Source organism: Bacillus sp. VA13 (assembly GCF_055710085.1).
In genome coordinates, this window is the sequence record NZ_JBVQPP010000002.1 from 477658 (window position 1) to 497466 (window position 19809).

At 43.7% G+C, this 19809-nt stretch carries 21 protein-coding genes; 12 read left to right on the forward strand and 9 right to left on the reverse strand.

Features of this window, described 5'->3' with window-relative positions:
* Positions 1–21: 21 nt before the first annotated feature.
* Positions 22–1470 (reverse strand): cardiolipin synthase, encoded by a 1449-nt coding sequence (gene cls, locus AC0C66_RS10635; protein WP_014115473.1) that lies wholly within the window; start codon positions 1468–1470, stop codon positions 22–24.
* Positions 1471–1711: 241 nt separating this feature from the next.
* Between cls and AC0C66_RS10640 the strand changes: the two genes are divergently transcribed.
* Positions 1712–2146, forward strand: coding sequence for a DUF5392 family protein (locus tag AC0C66_RS10640; protein ID WP_072181860.1), 435 nt, complete (start codon positions 1712–1714; stop codon positions 2144–2146).
* A 137-nt stretch (positions 2147–2283) separates the two neighbouring features.
* Here the strand turns inward: AC0C66_RS10640 and AC0C66_RS10645 are convergent, their stop codons facing one another.
* The 3 genes from AC0C66_RS10645 to AC0C66_RS10655 form a co-directional block, all read right to left on the reverse strand.
* A complete protein-coding gene (locus AC0C66_RS10645; protein ID WP_472973574.1) occupies positions 2284–4074 on the reverse strand; it encodes an N-acetylneuraminate synthase family protein in 1791 nt (596 codons plus the stop codon).
* Between the two features lie 251 nt (positions 4075–4325).
* Positions 4326–4844 carry a DUF5362 family protein gene (locus tag AC0C66_RS10650; protein ID WP_072181862.1) on the reverse strand — a complete coding sequence of 173 codons (519 nt, stop codon included), beginning with the start codon at positions 4842–4844 and terminating at the stop codon, positions 4326–4328.
* Complete coding sequence (locus AC0C66_RS10655; RefSeq protein WP_072181891.1) at positions 4841–5332, reverse strand: GNAT family N-acetyltransferase; 492 nt, start codon at positions 5330–5332, stop codon at positions 4841–4843. Before AC0C66_RS10655 ends, AC0C66_RS10650 begins: the two co-directional genes overlap by 4 nt.
* A gap of 141 nt (positions 5333–5473) precedes the next feature.
* Between AC0C66_RS10655 and spoIIQ the strand changes: the two genes are divergently transcribed.
* Together spoIIQ and AC0C66_RS10665 are read left to right on the forward strand one after the other, a co-directional pair.
* Complete coding sequence (gene spoIIQ, locus AC0C66_RS10660; protein WP_472973575.1) at positions 5474–6346, forward strand: stage II sporulation protein spoIIQ; 873 nt, start codon at positions 5474–5476, stop codon at positions 6344–6346.
* Positions 6347–6458: 112 nt separating this feature from the next.
* Positions 6459–6896 carry a VanZ family protein gene (locus AC0C66_RS10665; RefSeq protein ID WP_072181864.1) on the forward strand — a complete coding sequence of 146 codons (438 nt, stop codon included), beginning with the start codon at positions 6459–6461 and terminating at the stop codon, positions 6894–6896.
* Between the two features lie 25 nt (positions 6897–6921).
* Here AC0C66_RS10665 and bcrC read toward each other — a convergent pair whose 3' ends face one another.
* The 3 genes from bcrC to amtB all read right to left on the reverse strand — a co-directional run bounded on the left by bcrC (position 6922) and on the right by amtB (position 9259).
* On the reverse strand, positions 6922–7503 hold the full coding sequence (gene bcrC / locus AC0C66_RS10670; RefSeq protein WP_014115466.1) for an undecaprenyl-diphosphate phosphatase BcrC: 582 nt from the start codon (positions 7501–7503) through the stop codon (positions 6922–6924).
* Between the two features lie 179 nt (positions 7504–7682).
* Positions 7683–8033 carry a P-II family nitrogen regulator gene (locus tag AC0C66_RS10675; protein ID WP_003221829.1) on the reverse strand — a complete coding sequence of 117 codons (351 nt, stop codon included), beginning with the start codon at positions 8031–8033 and terminating at the stop codon, positions 7683–7685.
* Between the two features lie 11 nt (positions 8034–8044).
* Positions 8045–9259, reverse strand: a complete 1215-nt coding sequence (gene amtB, locus AC0C66_RS10680; RefSeq protein WP_014115465.1) for an ammonium transporter AmtB — start codon at positions 9257–9259, stop codon at positions 8045–8047.
* A 277-nt stretch (positions 9260–9536) separates the two neighbouring features.
* Here amtB and AC0C66_RS10685 point away from each other — a divergent pair, with 277 nt between their 5' ends.
* From AC0C66_RS10685 to AC0C66_RS10705, 5 genes are all read left to right on the forward strand, one after another.
* Complete coding sequence (locus AC0C66_RS10685; RefSeq protein WP_072181865.1) at positions 9537–9998, forward strand: hypothetical protein; 462 nt, start codon at positions 9537–9539, stop codon at positions 9996–9998.
* 184 nt (positions 9999–10182) lie between these two features.
* Positions 10183–10752, forward strand: a complete 570-nt coding sequence (locus AC0C66_RS10690) for a hydrolase (RefSeq protein WP_072181866.1) — start codon at positions 10183–10185, stop codon at positions 10750–10752.
* Complete coding sequence (locus AC0C66_RS10695) at positions 10752–12110, forward strand: MFS transporter (RefSeq protein ID WP_014115462.1); 1359 nt, start codon at positions 10752–10754, stop codon at positions 12108–12110. The genes AC0C66_RS10690 and AC0C66_RS10695 overlap by 1 nt, the downstream gene beginning before the upstream one ends.
* A gap of 180 nt (positions 12111–12290) precedes the next feature.
* Positions 12291–13763 (forward strand): allantoin permease, encoded by a 1473-nt coding sequence (gene pucI / locus AC0C66_RS10700; protein ID WP_014115461.1) that lies wholly within the window; start codon positions 12291–12293, stop codon positions 13761–13763.
* A gap of 104 nt (positions 13764–13867) precedes the next feature.
* Positions 13868–15274 carry a right-handed parallel beta-helix repeat-containing protein gene (locus tag AC0C66_RS10705; protein ID WP_472973576.1) on the forward strand — a complete coding sequence of 469 codons (1407 nt, stop codon included), beginning with the start codon at positions 13868–13870 and terminating at the stop codon, positions 15272–15274.
* A 96-nt stretch (positions 15275–15370) separates the two neighbouring features.
* On the opposite strand, the gene AC0C66_RS10710 is transcribed toward AC0C66_RS10705, so the two are convergent.
* Together AC0C66_RS10710 and AC0C66_RS10715 are read right to left on the reverse strand one after the other, a co-directional pair.
* Positions 15371–16561, reverse strand: coding sequence for an MFS transporter (locus tag AC0C66_RS10710; protein ID WP_472973577.1), 1191 nt, complete (start codon positions 16559–16561; stop codon positions 15371–15373).
* Positions 16562–16582: 21 nt separating this feature from the next.
* Positions 16583–16996 carry a MarR family winged helix-turn-helix transcriptional regulator gene (locus tag AC0C66_RS10715; RefSeq protein WP_003235672.1) on the reverse strand — a complete coding sequence of 138 codons (414 nt, stop codon included), beginning with the start codon at positions 16994–16996 and terminating at the stop codon, positions 16583–16585.
* A 224-nt stretch (positions 16997–17220) separates the two neighbouring features.
* Between AC0C66_RS10715 and AC0C66_RS10720 the strand changes: the two genes are divergently transcribed.
* From AC0C66_RS10720 to flhO, 4 genes are all read left to right on the forward strand, one after another.
* The gene (locus AC0C66_RS10720) at positions 17221–17331 is read left to right on the forward strand and encodes a protein usd (RefSeq protein WP_072181869.1); all 111 of its coding nucleotides are present in this window, start codon (positions 17221–17223) and stop codon (positions 17329–17331) included.
* 14 nt (positions 17332–17345) lie between these two features.
* Entirely contained in the window at positions 17346–17627 is a 282-nt protein-coding gene (gene spoIIID / locus AC0C66_RS10725; RefSeq protein WP_003221804.1) for a sporulation transcriptional regulator SpoIIID, read from the forward strand.
* Positions 17628–17805: 178 nt separating this feature from the next.
* A complete protein-coding gene (gene mbl / locus AC0C66_RS10730) occupies positions 17806–18807 on the forward strand; it encodes a cell shape-determining protein Mbl (protein ID WP_014115458.1) in 1002 nt (333 codons plus the stop codon).
* Between the two features lie 159 nt (positions 18808–18966).
* Positions 18967–19779: a flagellar hook-basal body complex protein FlhO gene (flhO, locus tag AC0C66_RS10735; RefSeq protein WP_014115457.1), complete on the forward strand. Its 813-nt coding sequence runs from the start codon at positions 18967–18969 to the stop codon at positions 19777–19779.
* Positions 19780–19809 lie beyond the last annotated feature (30 nt).

Genomic DNA, 19809 nt, shown 5'->3' on the forward strand with positions numbered 1-19809 from the left:
AGGCCGGGGTTTTGGCACATCTTATAAAATCGGCGACAACAGGCGCGAGACGGATTCTTTAATTCGAATCCACAAGGGGCGCTGCAGGTATTCTTCATAGGTGTATTTTCTGGATACGAGCAAATCTTCTTTAAATGTAGAAACCAGTTTTTTCGCAATGGTGATATCGTAAATAAATGCATTAACCTCAAAATTCAGCCTGAAGCTTCGGACATCGATATTCGCTGTGCCGACAGATGCGATTTCGTCATCCACCACGATGGTTTTCGCATGAATAAAGCCATTATCGTAAATATAGACAGTGGCTCCGGCTTTCAGCAGATCGCCGATGTACGAAAGTGTCGCCCAGTATACAAAGGCATGATCAGGCTTGTTCGGGATCATAATATTGACGTCAACACCCGATAGGCACGCGATCCTCAAAGCATCCAGCAGGCTTGCGTCCGGGATAAAATAAGGCGTTTGAATCAAAATGGAACGCTTGGCATTCGAAATCATTTTAATGTAGCCATTTTTAATTTGTTCCCATTCGGAATCCGGTCCGCTTGTGACAATCTGCATCCCGACGTTGCCTTTTGGGCCGTAATCAGGAAAGTGATTCGGAATATATGTCAGCGTATGGTGATGGGAAGCTTGGTTCCAGTCAAGGATGAAACGCGTCTGGATGGCATGCACGGCCGTCCCCTGGAGCCGGATATGCGTATCACGCCAATAACCAAATTTCGGATTAAGCCCGAGATACTCATCTCCGACGTTAAATCCTCCGACATAACCGATTATTCCGTCTATGATGACAAGCTTGCGGTGGTTCCGGTAATTCAGCCGCAAGTTAATTGGCCTGAGCTTTGAAGGGAAAAAGACCTCCACATGCCCGCCGGCCTCGCGGAGCTCTTTAAAAAACTTTTTTCGCAGCGTTCTGGACCCGAGTTCATCATAAAGCACTCTGACCTGAACGCCTTCTTTCGCTTTTTGGATGAGAGCGTCCCGTAATTTTTTGCCTAATTCATCACCTTTATAAATATAATATTGTAAGTGGATATGATCTTTAGCCTTTGAAATGTCATTCAGAAGCCGCTGAAACTTATCCCGTCCATCTGTAATGACGTCAACTGAATTATCCTCAGTGAACACAGCATGATTATTCATGATAAGCATATATATTAAATCTTTGTTATCAAAGGTTGCCCGGTTGTTGAACTGAAATTGCTTGTTTTCTAAGTCTTCAAGCTGATGCTTCAGCAGCTTTTCAATTCCGATCTTTTTTCGGTCCTCCCATTGAAACAAATGCTTACGCCTGAGATTATGGCCGAATAATAAGTATAAAATAAAGCCTAAAACGGGAATAAAGAAAAGAACAAGCAGCCACGCCCAAGATGCGCTGGCATCGCGCCGTTCTTTAAAAATGACAATGATAGCCAAAAGAATATTCAAAATGAAAAAAAGTGATAAAAGGATGGAAGAAATACTCACTTTGTAACCCCGCTCATTCATATTTATCAAGAAGATTGCCATTAGTATTCCATGATTAACAGCGATCTGATTCCCATTACAAATTATAACACTCACATTTTAAAAGAATAAAGAGCGGTGATCCAGATTCTTCGTGAAAAATACGGGCAGATTTCTTTAAAACCAGCTTGCACCTGCGTTAAAATAAACACATATCATAACGTCCGTGAAGCCTTGCAACAAAATAAAGGGGGAGGATTACATGAACTTTTACAGAGTCGAACAAATGCCGGGGTTCATTAAAACAGAAATGCAAAAAATTCAAAAGGCCGTACAGCCTTTCATGAAAAAAACCGTCATTTACCGTTTTCTTGCTATTCCGCTTGCTGCATTCTCTCTCTTTAATTTAGCTGCTTTTCTATTTCACGCTTCAGCTGACAGGGAGTCCTTGATCAGCGCAGCTATATTCGCCCTTTTGGCGGCGCTTGGGCTGGCATTTTTCAAAGAAGCAGGCTATCAGCATAAACAAATCCAAAAAACGGTTCACATCTATATGCTGAACAGGATCAAAAAGAGCGAAATCCTTTCAGAAGAGAGAAAAGACTCCTATACGCGACAGATTAAGGAAGAACCGTTTGCGATGCGAAGTTTTGTAGAATTTTTGACTGAGGAAGACAGACGCAAGAAAATGTATTAAATAAGAACTGCACCCGGAATGTTGGGATTTGCCTGACAATCGGGTGTTTTTTTAGACACTAGGGATGTGGGCAGTCGTAATAAAAATGCACGGTTTCGGAATGGTCCCGAACTCATGCACCGTTTTTTAGCAAGATATTATTTGTTCTCCGATGACAACAGCGTTGCTTTGTTGATTTCCTTCACTAGAGATGTCTGATCGATCCATTTGGTCGACACATCCTGATTTATTTTTGAAACGTGTTGGTTTTCTGATAAATAATCTCTTATCCGGCTGAAATAGAGCGGTTCGTTTTTGACATCCAGGTTTCGATATATTTGTTCAAACAACTCTAAGTCTTTAGGTTCATCCAGTGTTAAACGCCAAGATGGATAATGGAGTTCTTCTGGCAGGCTGACTTGATTGATGGAAAATAGGGAAGGGTTGTTTAAAAAATAAAAAGAAAGATATTCTGTATGGGTTAACGGTTTTGGCTGCTGCACAAGCCGCTGAAGGGCTTCAACAGTAATGACATTACCGGAAATTCCTGCTGAACTTGAAAGCTCCTGAGTATAATCTGCACCTTTTTGCAAGTGCCGGTCAATTAAATATTGAAGCACTTCAGGTGAAACCGCTGAACAATCACCTGTCACACGGATAATAATATCGGATTTTGTTAAAGCTGCGGCTTCAAGCATTCTTTCTGCCACATTTTCGGGGGCGCCTCTCACGATTCTGACCTTTCCGTTTAGAGTAAAAGCTTCAAGCGGGTCGTCTTCAGGAAGATTTGACGTTGCCAATACAACTTCATGAACACCAGGGACAGCCAGGCAATTGATTAAACAGCGCTCAACAGATGGTATTCCGTAAATAGGGAGCAGCGCTTTTTTCGGCAAACGAGTCGATTTTAGCCGGCATATCACTGCAATCGCAATTCTTGGACTTTTTATTTCGTTGGGTGTAATTGGCTGGTTTAACGATACATTAGCAGTTGCTACTTGAGGAAAAGCGTCCTCGGCTTGTAAGGGCATTAATGCATTCTCATTTCCGCATCTTTTGTAGCTCGTTTTATCCAGTGTAATGATTTCTCCTTTTTTTATATCCCGGTTGGCTGTTACGCGTAATGATGAATCATGCAAATACTTTCTTTCGGATTCCTTTACTTCAGTTGAACCATCTGCAATTTGGGCCTGCTGGAGCTTTTCCGTCATCACTTTGAATTCGTTCGGCTCTAGTGAAGAATAATAATCAAACCCTTTAGCTGCCCGATGTAGGGTAATATGTTTTTCAATAACAGCTGCCCCTGAGAAGAATGCATAGACAGGGAGATCGGCTGCAAGCGGATGATCTGCGTCAATGTGATCCGCAAATCCAATTTGAACCTTGTATCTTTTTTGTAGATGTTGTATCCGTTTTAGGTTAATATCCTCTAATTTTGTCGGATACCCTTGAAATCCGTGCATGAGAATGAGCTGATTTGCCATATGTTGTTTTACAAGCGACATCATCTGATCGATCTCTTCTTCATACCATCCCCCAACTCCGATGAGCACAGGCTTCTCTGTCATACCGATCGTTTTCATGATTTCCGTGGATTGAAGGATGGTTGTTGGAAGCTTTATGCCATCAATGTCATGCTGCAGATGCAAAAAGAGCTCTGCCCCCCATGAATCGAAAATATCCACCCAAATTTCTAATCCAAGTCTTTTTCCATAAGCGACACAATTTTTCCATACATCCTCATTCAAAAACAGCTCGATATACGACTCATAAGCAAAAAAACACGGTGTTGCAATACGGTCATACTTGAACCACTGAAATTTTACACCATCTGCTCCGCTTTCTGCAGCAGCCTTGATGAGTGCTTTGAGGTTCTCCTCTTTTCCTTGATGGGCGTTTGCGATTTCAGCAATGACTTTTACTTTTTCCGAAATGCTGTTACTTTCCAAATGCCCCACTCCTTTATTTTTATTGGGACAATCCTGCAGTGATATGGCAGGTGCCACTTTTGAAAACTGTCTCTAAAAAAAGACCAAGTCGTTTTATTAGATTGTATGCTTGCTTAAGAACTTAGTGTTTGCACCTGCCTGCTTTGATTGGCAAATATCCGTCAAATTGAGGTAAAGGGTGAAAAATGGACAAATAAAAAAGGCATGGTTCCGCTTTGGCTGGAACACATGCCCGGTACTGTTCAATGGCTTTATTCAAAAACTGGATCATCCTCATAATAATAAGAATCCGGATCCTCATACGTATTGGTGTTTTCAAAAGCAGCAATGCCGATAACCACCAGCACGAAAATGGCCAAAATGATTCCGATCAGGCCAGTGACGATACTGGATGCTGCGTAAAACAGCTGCATTTTAATAAATGTCCCGTAATTCTCCAGCATGCTTTCGCCAGCGGTGCCGCTAAGATTTCCTTCGGCTTCCGCGGCTGCTTTTGCTGAACGCATCAGAAAGACGCCCGAAATAATGAGCAGTACGCCCGGAATGGCGCCGATGACTGTCATTAAGGTAGACAGAGTAACCAGCGATCCCATAATGATCAGCAAAATGCCTGAAATTTTGCCCCACTTGGCAATGTCTGATAGCGACTTGACAGCAGAGGCACTCAGCTGGCGGCCCTCACTTTCTGCAGGTTCAATCTCCTGCTCAGCGGGGCTATTTTCTTCATTATGATTTTCAATCTCGTTTTCATCTTTATCCAGACTAATCATGACAGCTCTCTCCCTAAAATTTTTAAATCGTATCTTTTGCCGTCCATTTCGGCAATGCCGGGGAATAGTCCCCATTCTGCAAACCCGTGCTTCTCAAACAGCTTCAGGCTTGGTTTATTATGTCCGAAAATGAAGGCCATAAGTGAGCGGATTCCAAGATCCGGCGCAATGCGGAGCGCTTCCTGAAGCAAATACGATCCAACGCCTTTGCCGCGGCATGCTTCGTCAATGTATATGCTGACTTCCGCTGTTTTATTATAGGCGGGCCTTCCGTAAAATGTTTCAAAGCTGATCCAGGCAGCGACGTTCCCGTTTTCGTCCTCGGCAACATAGAGGGGACGTGCCTCTGTATGGCCCAAAAACCATTCCATCCGGTCTTCAGGAGTTACCGGTTCGGTATCGGCTGTTACCATTCGAGAAGCAATCGTTGAATTATAAATCGCAACAACAGCCTCCAGATCTTTATGTTCAGCAAGACGCAATGTCATGTTCATACGTTTTTGGCACTCCTCTCAAAAAAAGACATATTTTCGTATCAGTCTGCGCAAACTACATCTAAAAAAAAGTTTTTTTGGATAGGTGTATATATTTTCAGAAAAGTGTTCAGAATGTTGCTGAGGTGATAAACAATGAGAGAGGAAGAAAAGAAAACTTCTCAAGTCAAAAAACTTCAGCAGTTTTTTCGTAAACGCTGGGTGTTCCCTGCAATTTACTTAGTCAGTGCGGCCGTCATTTTAACAGCTGTCCTTTGGTATCAATCTGTATCAAACGATGAAGTGAAGGATCAGTTAGCTGATAACGGCGGAAACTCCGCGTATGACAACAACGACGATGCAGTTGAAGTAGGAAAGTCAATGGAAAATGTCGCAATGCCGGTTGTTGATTCTGAAAACGTTTCTGTTGTGAAAAAGTTCTATGAAACCGATGCCGCAAAAGAAGAAAAAGAAGCAGCACTCGTTACCTATAATAACACGTACAGCCTAAGCAAAGGAATTGACTTAGCTGAGAAAGACGGAAAAGAATTCGATGTTTCTGCTTCTCTGAGCGGTACGGTTGTTAAAGCTGAAAAAGATCCGGTGCTGGGATATGTTGTGGAAGTAGAACATGCCGACGGATTATCAACTGTGTACCAATCTCTTTCTGAAGTAAGTGTTGAGCAAGGTGACAAAGTAAAACAAAACCAAGTGATCGGAAAGTCTGGCAAGAACCTTTACAGCGAAGACAGCGGAAATCACGTACATTTTGAAATCCGTAAAGATGGAGTCGCAATGAACCCGCTGAACTTTATGGACAAGCCGGTTTCTTCTATTGAAAAAGCAGCAGCTGCTGAAGAAAAAGCTACCACTGAAGAAACAGAAGAATCCATTCAGCAATCTTCCGAGAAAAAGGATGGATCACCTGAAAAAGGAACAGAAGAAAAATCCGGTGAGAAAACGGATGATTCAACTGACAAATCTGGATCTAAAGAAAGCAGCACAACAGAAGACACTGAACAGTCTTAATGTAGAAAACGTCTATCCGTGTGATGGGCGTTTTTTTTTCTGTTACTTTTTGCTTTGTTTCACCGTCTATGTAGTTACACATAGGCACGTTCGTTATAAAGGAGGTTATGTCATGAACCGTCTATTGCTCGCGGGTTGGATCTTTTTTATTCTGCTCTCTGTTTGTACGGAAAGCTTCAGCGGCTTGGTCGTATCGCAAACGGTGGCTTTTCATTTTCAGCCGCACCCTGATCTGTCTCAATTTTTAGACATGGATTTTACTGAGCTTACTGTACCTGTAGCGTTTATCCAAAAAATCGGGCACGTGTTTTCTTTCTTTGTGCTGACATACTTGCTGTGGAAACAGCGGGGCAGCATAAAATCAGCTGCAGCCGGCTCATTCGCGTTTGCTTTTTTCACAGAAGTTCTTCAGCTCTTCTTCAGCAGGAACGGATGTATTCGGGATGTGCTCATCGATACTGTTGGAATTGTATTGTTTTGTGGTTTATATGTGTTGGCGAAGCGGAGAAAACATGAAATGTACGAAAAATATGAAAGCCGGCTGTCTTAGGTTCAGACGCCGGCTTTTGTTTTTTCTAGAAATTTTGATCAGTTGGTTTTTTCGTCAGTTTATTGATGATGGCTTCATAGATTCTCACAATCAAATCGACGAATGGGCGAAGCAGATCTGAAAATCTAAAGAATAGGAACCCGATAATGATGGCGACAACAAGGCTGCCCAATACATCTACCGGATAGTGATGCCCTACCCAAATTCTCGAAAAGCCTGTCAAAAGCCCGAAAATGACAAGCGGCCAGCCGATTTTGCGGTTTCTGAAAAGCATCGCAATAGAAATCGCTAACGCACCTGTAGTGTGGTCACTCGGAAATGAAGCATCCGCATCATGCGGAATCAGCGTATGCACGGTGTGCGCAACGAACGGGCGCGGTTCGAAATAAACTTGTGTAATCAAAAAGTTGATGACAAGACCCGCAATTCCTGTAAGTCCCGCGTAAAGCACATTTTTTCTGCTTTGCGTGTTCCCGAACAGCCAAATTGCCAATAGGATAAGGGCATAGGCGACAATCGCATATTCCGTTATGAAGACCATAATAGAATCGAGAACTGAATTGTGATGAGATAGTCCATGGATGGCTTTAAAGATTTCGTAATTCAAATAATCACCTTTTACATTTTTAATAATAGACTCATTATACTCATAAAAAGTTTCAAATCAAAAAAGAGTTTGCCAAAATGCGTGATGCTTGAAGAGAATTCGAAGGGGGGACAGTGTTTCTGGGGGTTTTTTCTATGCGTAAAAAAAGAGATCCGGAATTCCGAATCTCTTCAAAACGATTACAGTGCTTCAGGTCCTTCCTCGCCGGTGCGGATATTGATTGTATTGCTGATTTCATAGACAAATATTTTACCGTCACCCGGTGATCCCGTTTTCAGAACCCTTTTAGCGGTCTCAGTCACTTGATCAACAGGAACCTTGCTGACTACAATTTCAATTTTTAAACGCTCATATACATTGCTTTCTATTTTTACCCCTCTATAAAGCTCCGTGTGTGCTTTTTGAAGGCCGCAGCCGTGAACATTAGAGAAGGTCAGAGAGGTGACTCCGATTTTTCCGAGTTCCTGCTTCAGCTTTTCAAAATTTGCCGGACGCGTTACAATTTCTACCTTGAACATTTGACCGCTCATAGCGTCACTCCTCACATAGAATCTTGATATGCTTTTTCCCCGTGCATCGTTAAGTCAAGCCCAAGTGATTCTTCTTCTTCGGTTGCGCGAAGGGGAAGGAAGAGGCCTACAATTTTAATAATAACGAAAGTGACAATAAATACAAAAACATAAGTGGCGGCGATGGCTACGATTTGTTTCCAGATTAAGCTTGCATCACCGTAGAATAATCCGTCCGCGCCCGCTGAATTAACAGAGGTTGTCGCAAATAATCCTGTTGCGATCCCGCCCCATGTGCCGCCGATGCCGTGCAGTCCAAAGGCGTCGAGCGCGTCATCGTATCCGAATTTCTTTTTAAGCGAGAATACGCCCCAGAAACAAACCGCTCCGCCAATGATGCCGATAATGATGGAAGCGAAAGGTGTGACAAATCCGGCAGCCGGCGTAATTGCGACAAGTCCGGCGATTGCGCCAGATACCGCTCCGAGCATCGTTGGTTTTTTGTTAATGATCCATTCTACTAAGATCCAGCCGGCAATCCCGGCTGCTGCGGCAGTGTTTGTGTTGATGAAAGCGAACATGGCCACACCATCTAAGGTCAGGGCGCTGCCAACGTTAAAACCGAACCAGCCGAACCAAATCAAAGCCCCTCCTAAGAAGGTGTAAATGAGGTTGTGCGGGGAAGACGCTGTACCGTCTTTCCGTTTACCGAGCACAATAGCGAGAACAAGTCCTGCCACCCCGGAGGAAATATGAACAACGTTGCCGCCGGCGAAATCGAGCGCGCCAAGCTGGCCGATCCAGCCGCCGCCCCACACCCAGTGAGCAACCGGTGTGTAAACCAAAGAAACCCATAAAACCGAGAATAAAAGAAAAGCACCGAATCGCATCCGTTCTGCGAAAGCCCCGGAAATAATGGCTGTAGTCAGAACAGCGAACGTCATTTGGAACATCATAAATAATGAGTGAGGAATGGTATCGCTGTAATCTCCGGGATCAAATCCGACCCCTTTCAGACCGGCCCACTCCAGTCCGCCAATGATCGAATTGCCTGGTGCGAAGGCAAGTGTATATCCGAACAGCACCCAAACGATGGAAACGATGGCAATAGAAGAAAAACTGTGCATTGCAGTGCTCAGCACATTTTTGCTTTTTACCATTCCTCCATAAAATAACGCTAATCCCGGGGTCATCAGCCACACGAGTAAAGCGCAAAAGAACATAAAAACTGTATCGCCCATTTGCATGTCTCATTCCTCCGTATCTTTCAGAATTATTATATTTCTTCATTATAGAGAAAAAAGAATGATAAAACATTTTCATGTAAGATTTCCTAACATGGTTTTTTAGGGAATGTTATCGAGGGATGTAAAGAATGGAAAATGTTATTTTTACGATATAAGTCTTTATATCTATAAAAGAAGCTGTCCATATGAGCAGAAAAGGGAATTGACAATTATTAGATTATTTCATACTGTATTAAGTGTACTAATCCAATTAATACACATAAGGGGAGGATGCGTTATGAATAAAGGCGGCAGGCTGAGGAGAGCGGTAAGTAAATCGATTCCGGTGACGTTCCGATTGTTTTTAGCTTTTAATTTTTTCGTGTACGGCCTGGCGAAAGTGGTAATAGGCCAGTTTGGCGAGGTGACGCCTGAAATCGAGGCAGTTGCTGGGAAGGGGTTTACAATTGCGTGGACATTTTTCGGTTATTCTCATGTTTACGAACTGTTTATAGGTTTCGGCGAAATCGTTGCAGCTGTTTTATTGCTGATTCCGCGAACATCTGCATTAGGGGCAGTTGTTTTTATGCCGATTATTGTGAACATCGTCTTGATTAACTATTGTTTTGATATTGGCGTGCAGGATCTTAGCACGATATTAATGGTCATGTGTCTCATCCTGCTATGGGTAGACCGCCGCAAATTCATGGGCATGTTCAGACAGGAGCCGATAAACGGCGGGCAGGTGATGAAGCGATGACACCCCTTATGATTACAGTGCTTGCCGGTCTATTTGTATGCACGACCTGTTACTTTTACATAAAAGAAAAATCATGAGAAAAGCGCTCCTTCTGAGAGTTTCACAAGCATAATAAAAGAACTTAGGCAGAGTGAAGAGTAAAATATGCAATGCGAGAAACACTAACAGCATCAGGAGGAGACGTATGATGAATACACTCAATATTGATTTTCAAAAAACTGCATTGGTTATCATTGATTTGCAAAAAGGAATTGTGCCGATAGATCAAAGCGGTCAGGTTGTCCCAAATGCGAAAAAACTCATCGATGAATTTCGGAAACATAACGGATTTATCAGCTTTGTGAATGTAGCCTTCCATGATGGAGCGGATGCGCTGAAGCCGCAAACGGATGAGCCTGCGCAGGGAGGTTCGGGGGAAATGCCTGCGGACTGGGCTGAATTTGTTCCGGAAATCGAAGTGCAGGATGGAGATTACACTGTGACAAAACGGCAGTGGGGCGCATTTTTCGGCACAGATTTAGATTTGCAGCTGAGACGCCGAGGCATTGACACGATTGTATTGTGCGGCATCGCGACGAACATCGGGGTGGAAAGCACAGCACGCGAGGCATTCCAGCTTGGCTATCAGCAGATTTTTATTACAGATGCCATGTCCACGTTCAGTGAGGAAGAGCATGAAGCCACACTGCGCTTTATTTTCCCGAGAATCGGTAAATCGCGGACAACGGAAGAATTTCTAGCACAAGTGAAATGATGATATCGAAAAAAAGCCGTGCTGTTTTTTTGACAGCGGTGGCTTCAGGGACAATGCTGAATCCGCTGAACTCGTCTATGATTTCTCTTGCGCTCCATAGCATCCAGCATGAATTTCATCTGTCGTTTACAACGGTTTCCTGGCTGATTTCCTCGTTTTACCTGGCGAGTGCCGTAGCTCAGCCTGTAACGGGAAAACTCGGTGATTTGATCGGGCGGAAACGTTTGTTTTTATTCGGGCTCATTCTTGTTGCGGTTTCTGCCATAGGGGCACCGTTTGCGCCAACGTTTATGACATTATTGATCATGCGGCTGTTTCAATCGGTAGGGAGCAGTGCGATTTACCCGTCAGGAGTCGGATTGATTCGGAGTCATATTCATGAGCGGCAGGCATCCGCCTTGGCTGTGCTCTCTATTTTTGCGTCTGCCATGACGGCGCTCGGACCGACTGTCGGCGGTTTTTTGATTGTGTGGGGCGGCTGGCCGGCGATCTTTATCGTCAATTTGCCGTTTATTATCCTCAGCTTTTTCTTAGGCATGTATATGTTCCCGAAAGATCAGAAAAAAGGGGCTGGAATCAAAACGATTATTCGGCAGCTCGACATTCTTGGCATTGTTTTATTTGCCGGAGGAATCATTTTGCTTCTATCTTTTCTGCTGTCATTCAGCACGTCGCCGCATGCGGTTGAAGGTGTGCTTGGCGTGCTTCTGCTCGGTGCATTTGTTTGGCGTGAGCTGAAAACGGAAAAGCCGTTCATTGATGTCCGTCTGTTTAAAACGCAGCGAAATCTATCAGCTGTGTATGTTCAGTTTATTTTGCTGAATGTTTTCTTCTATTGTTTATTTTTTGGGCTGCCGAGTTATTTTCAGGATGAAATGCATCTTTCTGTTCAAACGAGCGGTCTGTTTATGCTGTTTATGTCTGGCATGAGCATCGTAGTGTCACCTATTACGGGCAAATGGATCGACCGATCAGGCGTCGTCAAGCCGATCTTTGCGGGCGCGCTTCTGATGACGGCTGGAGCCGTGCTCTTAACCATCTTTTTTATCAACGCTCAGGTGATCGGGAAAGGCTTTATCCTGTCAATCTTGGGTATAGGCTACGGGCTTGGAAATGTCGCGCTGCAGGCAGCGATGCTGAAAACGAGTCCTTCCAACATGGTAGGAACGACTTCAGGGCTGTTTCAAACCTGCCGTTACTTAGGGTCGATTTTATCTTCGGTGATCCTTGGTATTCTTTTTGGAAAAGAAATCACGGCGGCCCATTTTGATATGATGGGAATCATCATGATCATTGCGGGCGGAGCAAGCCTGTTAATGGCTGTGAGATTTGCTGCATTAATGAAAACTGCATCATGAGAAAAGAGGCAGACGCTGAGTCTGTCTCTTTTTCTTGTTTAGGCTGTTCAAATAGAAACAGAAAAATTGTATATCATAGCCAATGTTATTGTCTGACTCTTCAGTTATATTAAGTGACATCAAATGTTAGAAAACTGAACATATGACGAAAAACAGATAATATTGAAAGGGGAGCCGGCTATGAAATTAAAAGAGAGCCAGCATCAATCCAACAGACTGAGCAATGAAGATCTGCTGCCTTTGGGACAGGAGAAACGGACGTGGAAAGCAATAAACTTTGCCTCCATTTGGATGGGATGTATACATAATATACCGACCTACGCGACGGTGGGCGGATTAATTGCGATCGGTCTTTCGCCTTGGCAGGTGCTCGCGATTATTATTACGGCATCGCTTATCTTGTTTGGGGCTCTGGCTTTAAACGGCCACGCGGGGACAAAATACGGGCTGCCGTTTCCGGTGATCATCCGTGCTTCTTACGGAATATACGGCGCGAATATCCCAGCGCTTCTAAGGGCGTTTACAGCGATCATGTGGCTTGGCATTCAGACCTTTGCAGGAAGCACGGCGCTGAACATTTTACTTTTAAATATATGGCCGGGCTGGGGAGAAATTGGCGGCGAGTGGAACATCCTCGGCATTCACTTGTCTGGTTTGCTTTCTTTTGTCTTCTTTTGGGCTATTCATTTACTCGTATTGCATCACGGCATGGAATCGATTAAGCGCTTTGAGGTATGGGCAGGCCCTTTAGTGTATTTGGTATTTGGCGGCATGGTATGGTGGGCCGTTGATATTGCCGGAGGACTGGGGCCGATCTATTCTCAGCCAGGAAGGTTCCATACGTTTTCAGAAACGTTCTGGCCGTTTGCTGCCGGAGTTACCGGCATCATCGGCATCTGGGCGACATTGATCTTAAATATACCTGATTTCACGCGGTTTGCAGAAACGCAAAAAGAGCAAATCAAAGGGCAATTTTACGGTTTGCCGGGAACCTTCGCGCTGTTTGCGTTTGCCAGTATTACTGTGACCTCCGGTTCGCAGGTTGCTTTCGGCGAGCCGATTTGGGACGTTGTCGATATTTTGGCGAGGTTTGATAACCCTTATGTCATCGTATTGTCCGTGATTACGCTCTGCATCGCCACGATCTCTGTAAATGTCGCGGCGAACATCGTATCGCCCGCTTATGATATAGCGAATGCCCTGCCGAAATATATTAATTTCAAACGCGGCAGTTTTATCACTGCGTTGCTCGCTTTATTTACGGTTCCGTGGAAGCTGATGGAGAGTGCGACAAGCGTATATGCGTTTCTCGGCTTAATAGGCGGCATGCTTGGTCCGGTGGCAGGCGTGATGATGGCTGATTACTTTATCATTCGCAAACGGGAACTCTCGGTAGATGACCTGTATTCTGAAACAGGGCGGTATGTATATTGTAAAGGCTATAATTACCGTGCGTTTGCAGCCACGATTTTGGGTGCGCTCATCTCGCTGATTGGAATGTATGTTCCTGCATTAAAGAGCTTATACGACATTTCCTGGTTTGTAGGTGTGCTGATTTCATTTCTTTTCTATATTGTTCTGATGCGTGTTCACCCGCCGGCATCATCTGCGATTGAACCGTTTGAATCTAGGCAGGTTCGCCAAGCTGAATAAGATCTATTTCACGCTATATATTCATATTTTTGAAATGGTTTTCCATAAATAGAACATTTATAATTGTTTTAGAAATCTATTCTAAAACGAAATGGGAATCGAATATGAGAAAATTATATTATATTCTTTTGGCGGGTGTTTTAACGTCTGTCATCCTCGCTTTCGTTTTTGATAAGACAAAAGCGAATGAGGAACGATCTGGGGATTGCCTATATGTTTCGCCAAATGGCAGTGATCAAAATGAAGGGACAAAAGAAAAGCCATTTCGTACACTGGCACACGCTTCAGAGGAGGCTGCCCCCGGCACAACTGTCATGATTCGGGGAGGAACGTATCATGAAACACTTGTTGTAAAGCACAGCGGTACGGACGGAAAGCCTATCACATTCCGAAACTATGAAAATGAAAAAGTCGTGATTAGCGGAGAATCCATTGAGGACGCAGAATATGAAACACCGCTCATTCATATTCACGATAAACACGACATTGCCATCAGCGGTTTAACGATTCAAGATCTTTCTGTTTCATCTGAGGAAGCAACTGCTATGGGGATTTATGTATCAGGCTCCAGCAGTCATATTGCCATTAAGAACAATCATGTCCGGGATATTAAGACAACAGCGGATGAAGGAAATGCCCACGGAATCGCGGTCTATGGAACCGGCAGCATGAAAGACATTCAAATTGAGGACAATACGGTTGAGAATCTGACACTTGGAGCGAGTGAGGCGGTTGTGCTGAACGGGAATATTGACGGCTTCACTATTGCGGGCAATGTGGTCCGCAACAATAACAACATCGGGATTGATCTTATCGGTTATGAGGGAACCGCAGACAAAAACGATTATGTGCGAAACGGTGTCGTAGAAAACAATACAATTTATCAAAACTCGACTTACGGAAACCCAGCTTATGGAGATGATTACTCAGCGGGCGGGATATATGTTGATGGCGGACACAGTATCGATATTAAGAAAAACACAGTTTACGATAACGATATTGGGATTGAAGCAACGTCTGAACACAAAGGGAAATATGCAACTGCTATTCAGATAACAGACAACAAAGTGTACAACAATGCATACACCGGTATTTCAATCGGAGGATATGACAAAAAGCGGGGCGGCACCAGCAATTCTCTGATTGCCCGCAACATTATGTACCAGAATGACACAAAGGGGCTGTATGGCGGACAGCTGCTGCTGCAGTACGATGCGAAAAACAACACAATTGAAAAGAATATATTGACGGCCAGTGATTCCAGATTATTTATCGGAAACGATTTTACAGAAAATGAAGGGAATACGGTCAATCATAACGTGTACCATAAGGAAGCGGATCAAGACGGCATATGGATGTGGAAAAAGAATGAATACGATTCATTTTCATCGTATCGAAAAGCAACCAATAACGATCAGCAATCCATTTATGCCGATCCAATGTATCGTGATGAAGAGTCCTATGACTTTACGTTAGATCCAGATTCACCTGCACGGCCGGTCATTGAATAATATGCCATAAGCGGCGTTCTCTTCCGTTCAACGGAGCAGGACGCCGTTTTTTATATGCAAAAAAAAGACTGCCGGCAATTCCCGGCAGTCTGAGTGTTATTCTGCAATAGACACTTTTCCTTCAGCTTCAGCAGGTTTTTTCTGGCTCCATGCGTAGAGAAGCAGAGCAATCAGAACGAACAGCCCCGCTGATAAATAAATGGCAGAGAAGCCGGCAGATGCTACAAACAATCCAAAAACATACGATCCTACAGCAATTCCGCTGTCAAAGAAGGTAAAGAACGTTGCCGTTGCAAAACCTGAGCGGTGCGCGGGAGATTTCTGGATCGCCAATGTTTGCATGCAAGGAACGATTGATCCGTATCCGAGACCGATAACCGCTCCTGAAAGAAGGAGCATTAAGCCGCTGTGTGTGAAGGACAGCATGCAGAGCCCCACTGAGAAAATCAAGATAGATGGGTAAATGACAATTCCCGGTCCGACTTTGTCGAACAATTTCCCTGTGAACGGGCGTGCAACCATCATTGTCACCGCAAAGCAAACAAAGAAATATCCGCTGATATTCGAAAGATCAACTGATTTGGCGAATACAGACAAATACGCTGTGACAGTTGAATAACAGAAAGAAATAAATAAACCGACCGTCGCAATCTTAAGTGCGCCTTTTTCAAACATATCCGAGAACGAAAAACGGAATACAGTCGTGCCGCTGTTTTGGTTTTGGGGCACCTTTATCAAGAACGAAACAAGCAAGCCTGCAACCATAAACAGCGCAAAGGCTGTAAAGAATACAGAGAAGCTTACGACCTTCATCAAGTTCAATCCAAGGAAAGGCCCGATTGCCATGGCGAGGTTCATAGACATGGCAAAGTATCCAAGCCCTTCACCGCGGCGTTTGGCCGGAATAATATCCGCTGCAATTGCACCTGTAACAGTCGTTAAAATGCTGAACCAAATTCCTTGGAAGAACCGCAAGCCAAGCAGCAGGTAAAAGTTATGAATCGGCATATACAGAAAAGAAGAAAGGGCGAATAACGCCATTGAGACAATTGCCATTCTTTTCTTCCCGAAACGCTCAACGATGGCTCCGGAGAAAGGCCGTGTAATGATCGCTGACAGAAGGAACAGGCTGATTAAAAGCCCGCCTTGTGATTCTGTGCCGCCAAGCTCTTGAAGCGTATAGATCGGCAGTACAGTTAAAAATGTATAAAAGAACACAAACACAAATAAATTGACAAGCAGGACCATAATAAAATCCTTGGTCCATATCGCATCCGTTTTTTTCAAATGTATGTCACTTCCTTATTTTCATTGTTGTAAAAACATGCGAAATAAATGAGAAAAAGCTTCCTTATCTTCATCCCGGAAATCTGCAAGCAGTTCTTCCTCGAATTTCAGCATTTTCACATTGATTTCTTCGTATTTTTTCTCGGCTTCTTTTGTGAGGACAACAAGTTTTTCCCGTTTGTCTTCACCTTGCCGTCTCTGTACCCAACCGTTTTCCTCCAGACGTTTGATCGTCCGTGTCACAGTCGGCGCTTCCACATTTAAATAGGACCAAATCTCTTTTTGAGTCATTGGTCCGATCGTACGCAAACAATATAAAACTGACCATTGAGATGAATAAAGGCCGAATGGCTCCAGCTGTTCATTGGCTTTCTTGGCAATCAGGCGGGCGCTTTGGTTGATTTGATGAATGAGGTGTCTGTTGACGTAGGTCATTTCGTTCTCCTTCTAAAAAACTTACCTAAGTAACTAATTGCTTTTTTCATTTTACAGGAGCGGTGAATGGATGTAAAGATAAAAATTTAGTGACGCGAAATAGTTGGCTAAAGCCGAAAAAGTTCGTTTCACCCCTTGTCCTTATTGAGTTTTTAGCATATTCCCACCAGAATGCTAATACACTGTTACAAACCTAACAAAGAGAGTGTTTGAGGTGAGGGATCGTGGGCATATTTCACAAACTTACTTTTAAAACCATACAACGAAGAAGCGGCATAATGAATGACTCTTTACACAATACGGATCTCATTTCACACTTCTCACATCCATTTTAGGGAGGTCGAGTGGTGTGCACGATTACATCAAAGAGCGAACAATCAAGATAGGGAAGTACATCGTGGAGACAAAGAAAACCGTTCGTGTCATTGCGAAGGAATTTGGTGTTTCCAAAAGTACAGTACACAAGGATTTAACAGAGCGTCTGCCTGAAATTAACCCTGACTTGGCAAACGAAGTGAAAGAAATACTCGATTATCATAAATCCATCAGGCATTTAAGAGGAGGAGAAGCGACAAAACTCAAATATAAAAAAGATGAAATTCTCGAAGGAGAGCCTGTTCAGCAATCGTAATTACCAGCTGTTATCAGTTGGCATTGTCTTCTTGAAATCGTTCATAAAACATCCGCAAAAATTTGTAAAGAACTTAATGCGCTTCCAACTTTTTTTCTATATTTTATGATAATATATATAATTAGGGCACAATGTGGATATTTACTGTGAAACAGATTTTCAAGGAGGATATAAATAGATGTTTGCAAGGGATATTGGTATTGACCTCGGTACTGCAAATGTACTGATCCATGTTAAAGGTAAAGGAATTGTTCTGAATGAACCTTCCGTAGTTGCACTTGATAAAAACAGCGGCAAAGTGCTGGCGGTTGGCGAAGAGGCAAGACGAATGGTTGGACGTACACCTGGGAATATTGTTGCGATTCGCCCGCTGAAAGACGGAGTTATTGCTGACTTTGAAGTAACAGAAGCAATGCTGAAGCATTTTATTAACAAGCTGAATGTAAAAGGCTTGTTCTCAAAACCGCGCATGCTCATTTGCTGCCCGACGAATATTACATCCGTTGAGCAAAAAGCAATCAAAGAAGCCGCAGAAAAAAGCGGCGGTAAACATGTGTACCTTGAAGAAGAACCTAAAGTTGCCGCTATCGGCGCGGGTATGGAAATATTCCAGCCAAGCGGTAACATGGTTGTAGACATCGGAGGCGGGACGACGGATATCGCGGTTATCTCAATGGGCGATATTGTCACCTCCTCTTCTATTAAAATGGCTGGGGACAAGTTTGACATGGAAATCTTAAATTACATCAAACGCGAGTACAAGCTGCTGATCGGCGAACGTACTGCGGAAGATATTAAGATTAAAGTCGCAACAGTTTTCCCAGACGCACGTCAAGAGGAAATTTCCATTCGCGGACGGGACATGGTTTCCGGTCTTCCTAGAACAATTACAGTAAACAGCAAAGAAGTAGAAGAAGCCCTTCGCGAATCTGTAGCTGTTATTGTGCAGGCGGCGAAACAAGTGCTTGAAAGAACACCGCCTGAGCTTTCTGCTGATATCATTGACCGCGGTGTTATCATTACCGGCGGCGGAGCGCTCTTAAATGGCCTCGACCAGCTGCTTGCTGAAGAGCTGAAGGTTCCGGTGCTTGTTGCTGAAAATCCAATGGATTGTGTAGCAGTCGGCACAGGTGTCATGCTTGATAATATGGACAAGCTTCCTAAACGCAAACTAAGCTGATCACTTAAACCTCATTCTGAAAAAGAATGGGGTTTTTTTATGAAAACTCTTCACGAATTGATGAGAAATGCCGATAATAGGGTAAAATACTGAATTCTATTATAGAACGAATGTTCCTATATGACAACTGGAAAAAATGCCATTTTAGAGGTGGGAAACTTGTTAAAAGGATTATATACAGCAACATCCGCAATGATTGCCCAGCAGCGAAGAACGGAAATGCTTTCAAATAATATTGCAAATGCAAATACATCCGGATATAAAGCTGATCAAGGCTCTATGCGCGCGTTCCCTGAGATGCTGCTCAGCAGAATAGAATCAAAATCTCCGGCCGGAACATCAAGGACGGAAATCGGTTCCGTGAATACCGGTGTGTATATGCAGGAGCTTAAGCCCCTTTTCACACAGGGGAGCTTGAAGTCCACAGATCAGCCTACAGACATCACATTGGTCGAAAATCAAGTTCCGGTTAATACGGAAACCAACGAAAACGCGGCTCTTTTTTACCCGGTTCAGACAGCGGACGGAATCCGTTATTCAAAAAGCAGCACTTTTTCACTAAATGAGAATAATCAGCTGACGATCAACGGGCGTCCTATTTTATCGACGGATAGCCAGCCGATTACTGTTGATAATGAGAACTTCACTGTGTCTGAAAACGGTACTGTGACAACGAACGGACGGACAGCTGGCCAGATTGATGTCAGAATGGCGGAGGATGTCCGCAATCTGAAAAGGGACGGAAATGATCTGTACAGCACGGCAGACGGCAATGATCTGCCAAGCGCAGCCGGCAATAACCAGGTATCCTATTCATTAAAACAAGGCGTCTCGGAGCTTTCAAACGTGGATGTGACGAGTGCTTATACAGAAATGACTGAAGCGTACAGATCGTTTGAGGCCAATCAGAAGGTTATTCAGGCTTACGATAAAAGTATGGATAAAGCAGCCAATGAAATCGGAAAAATCTAAGAAAACGGAAGAAAAAACGGGGGTCATCAA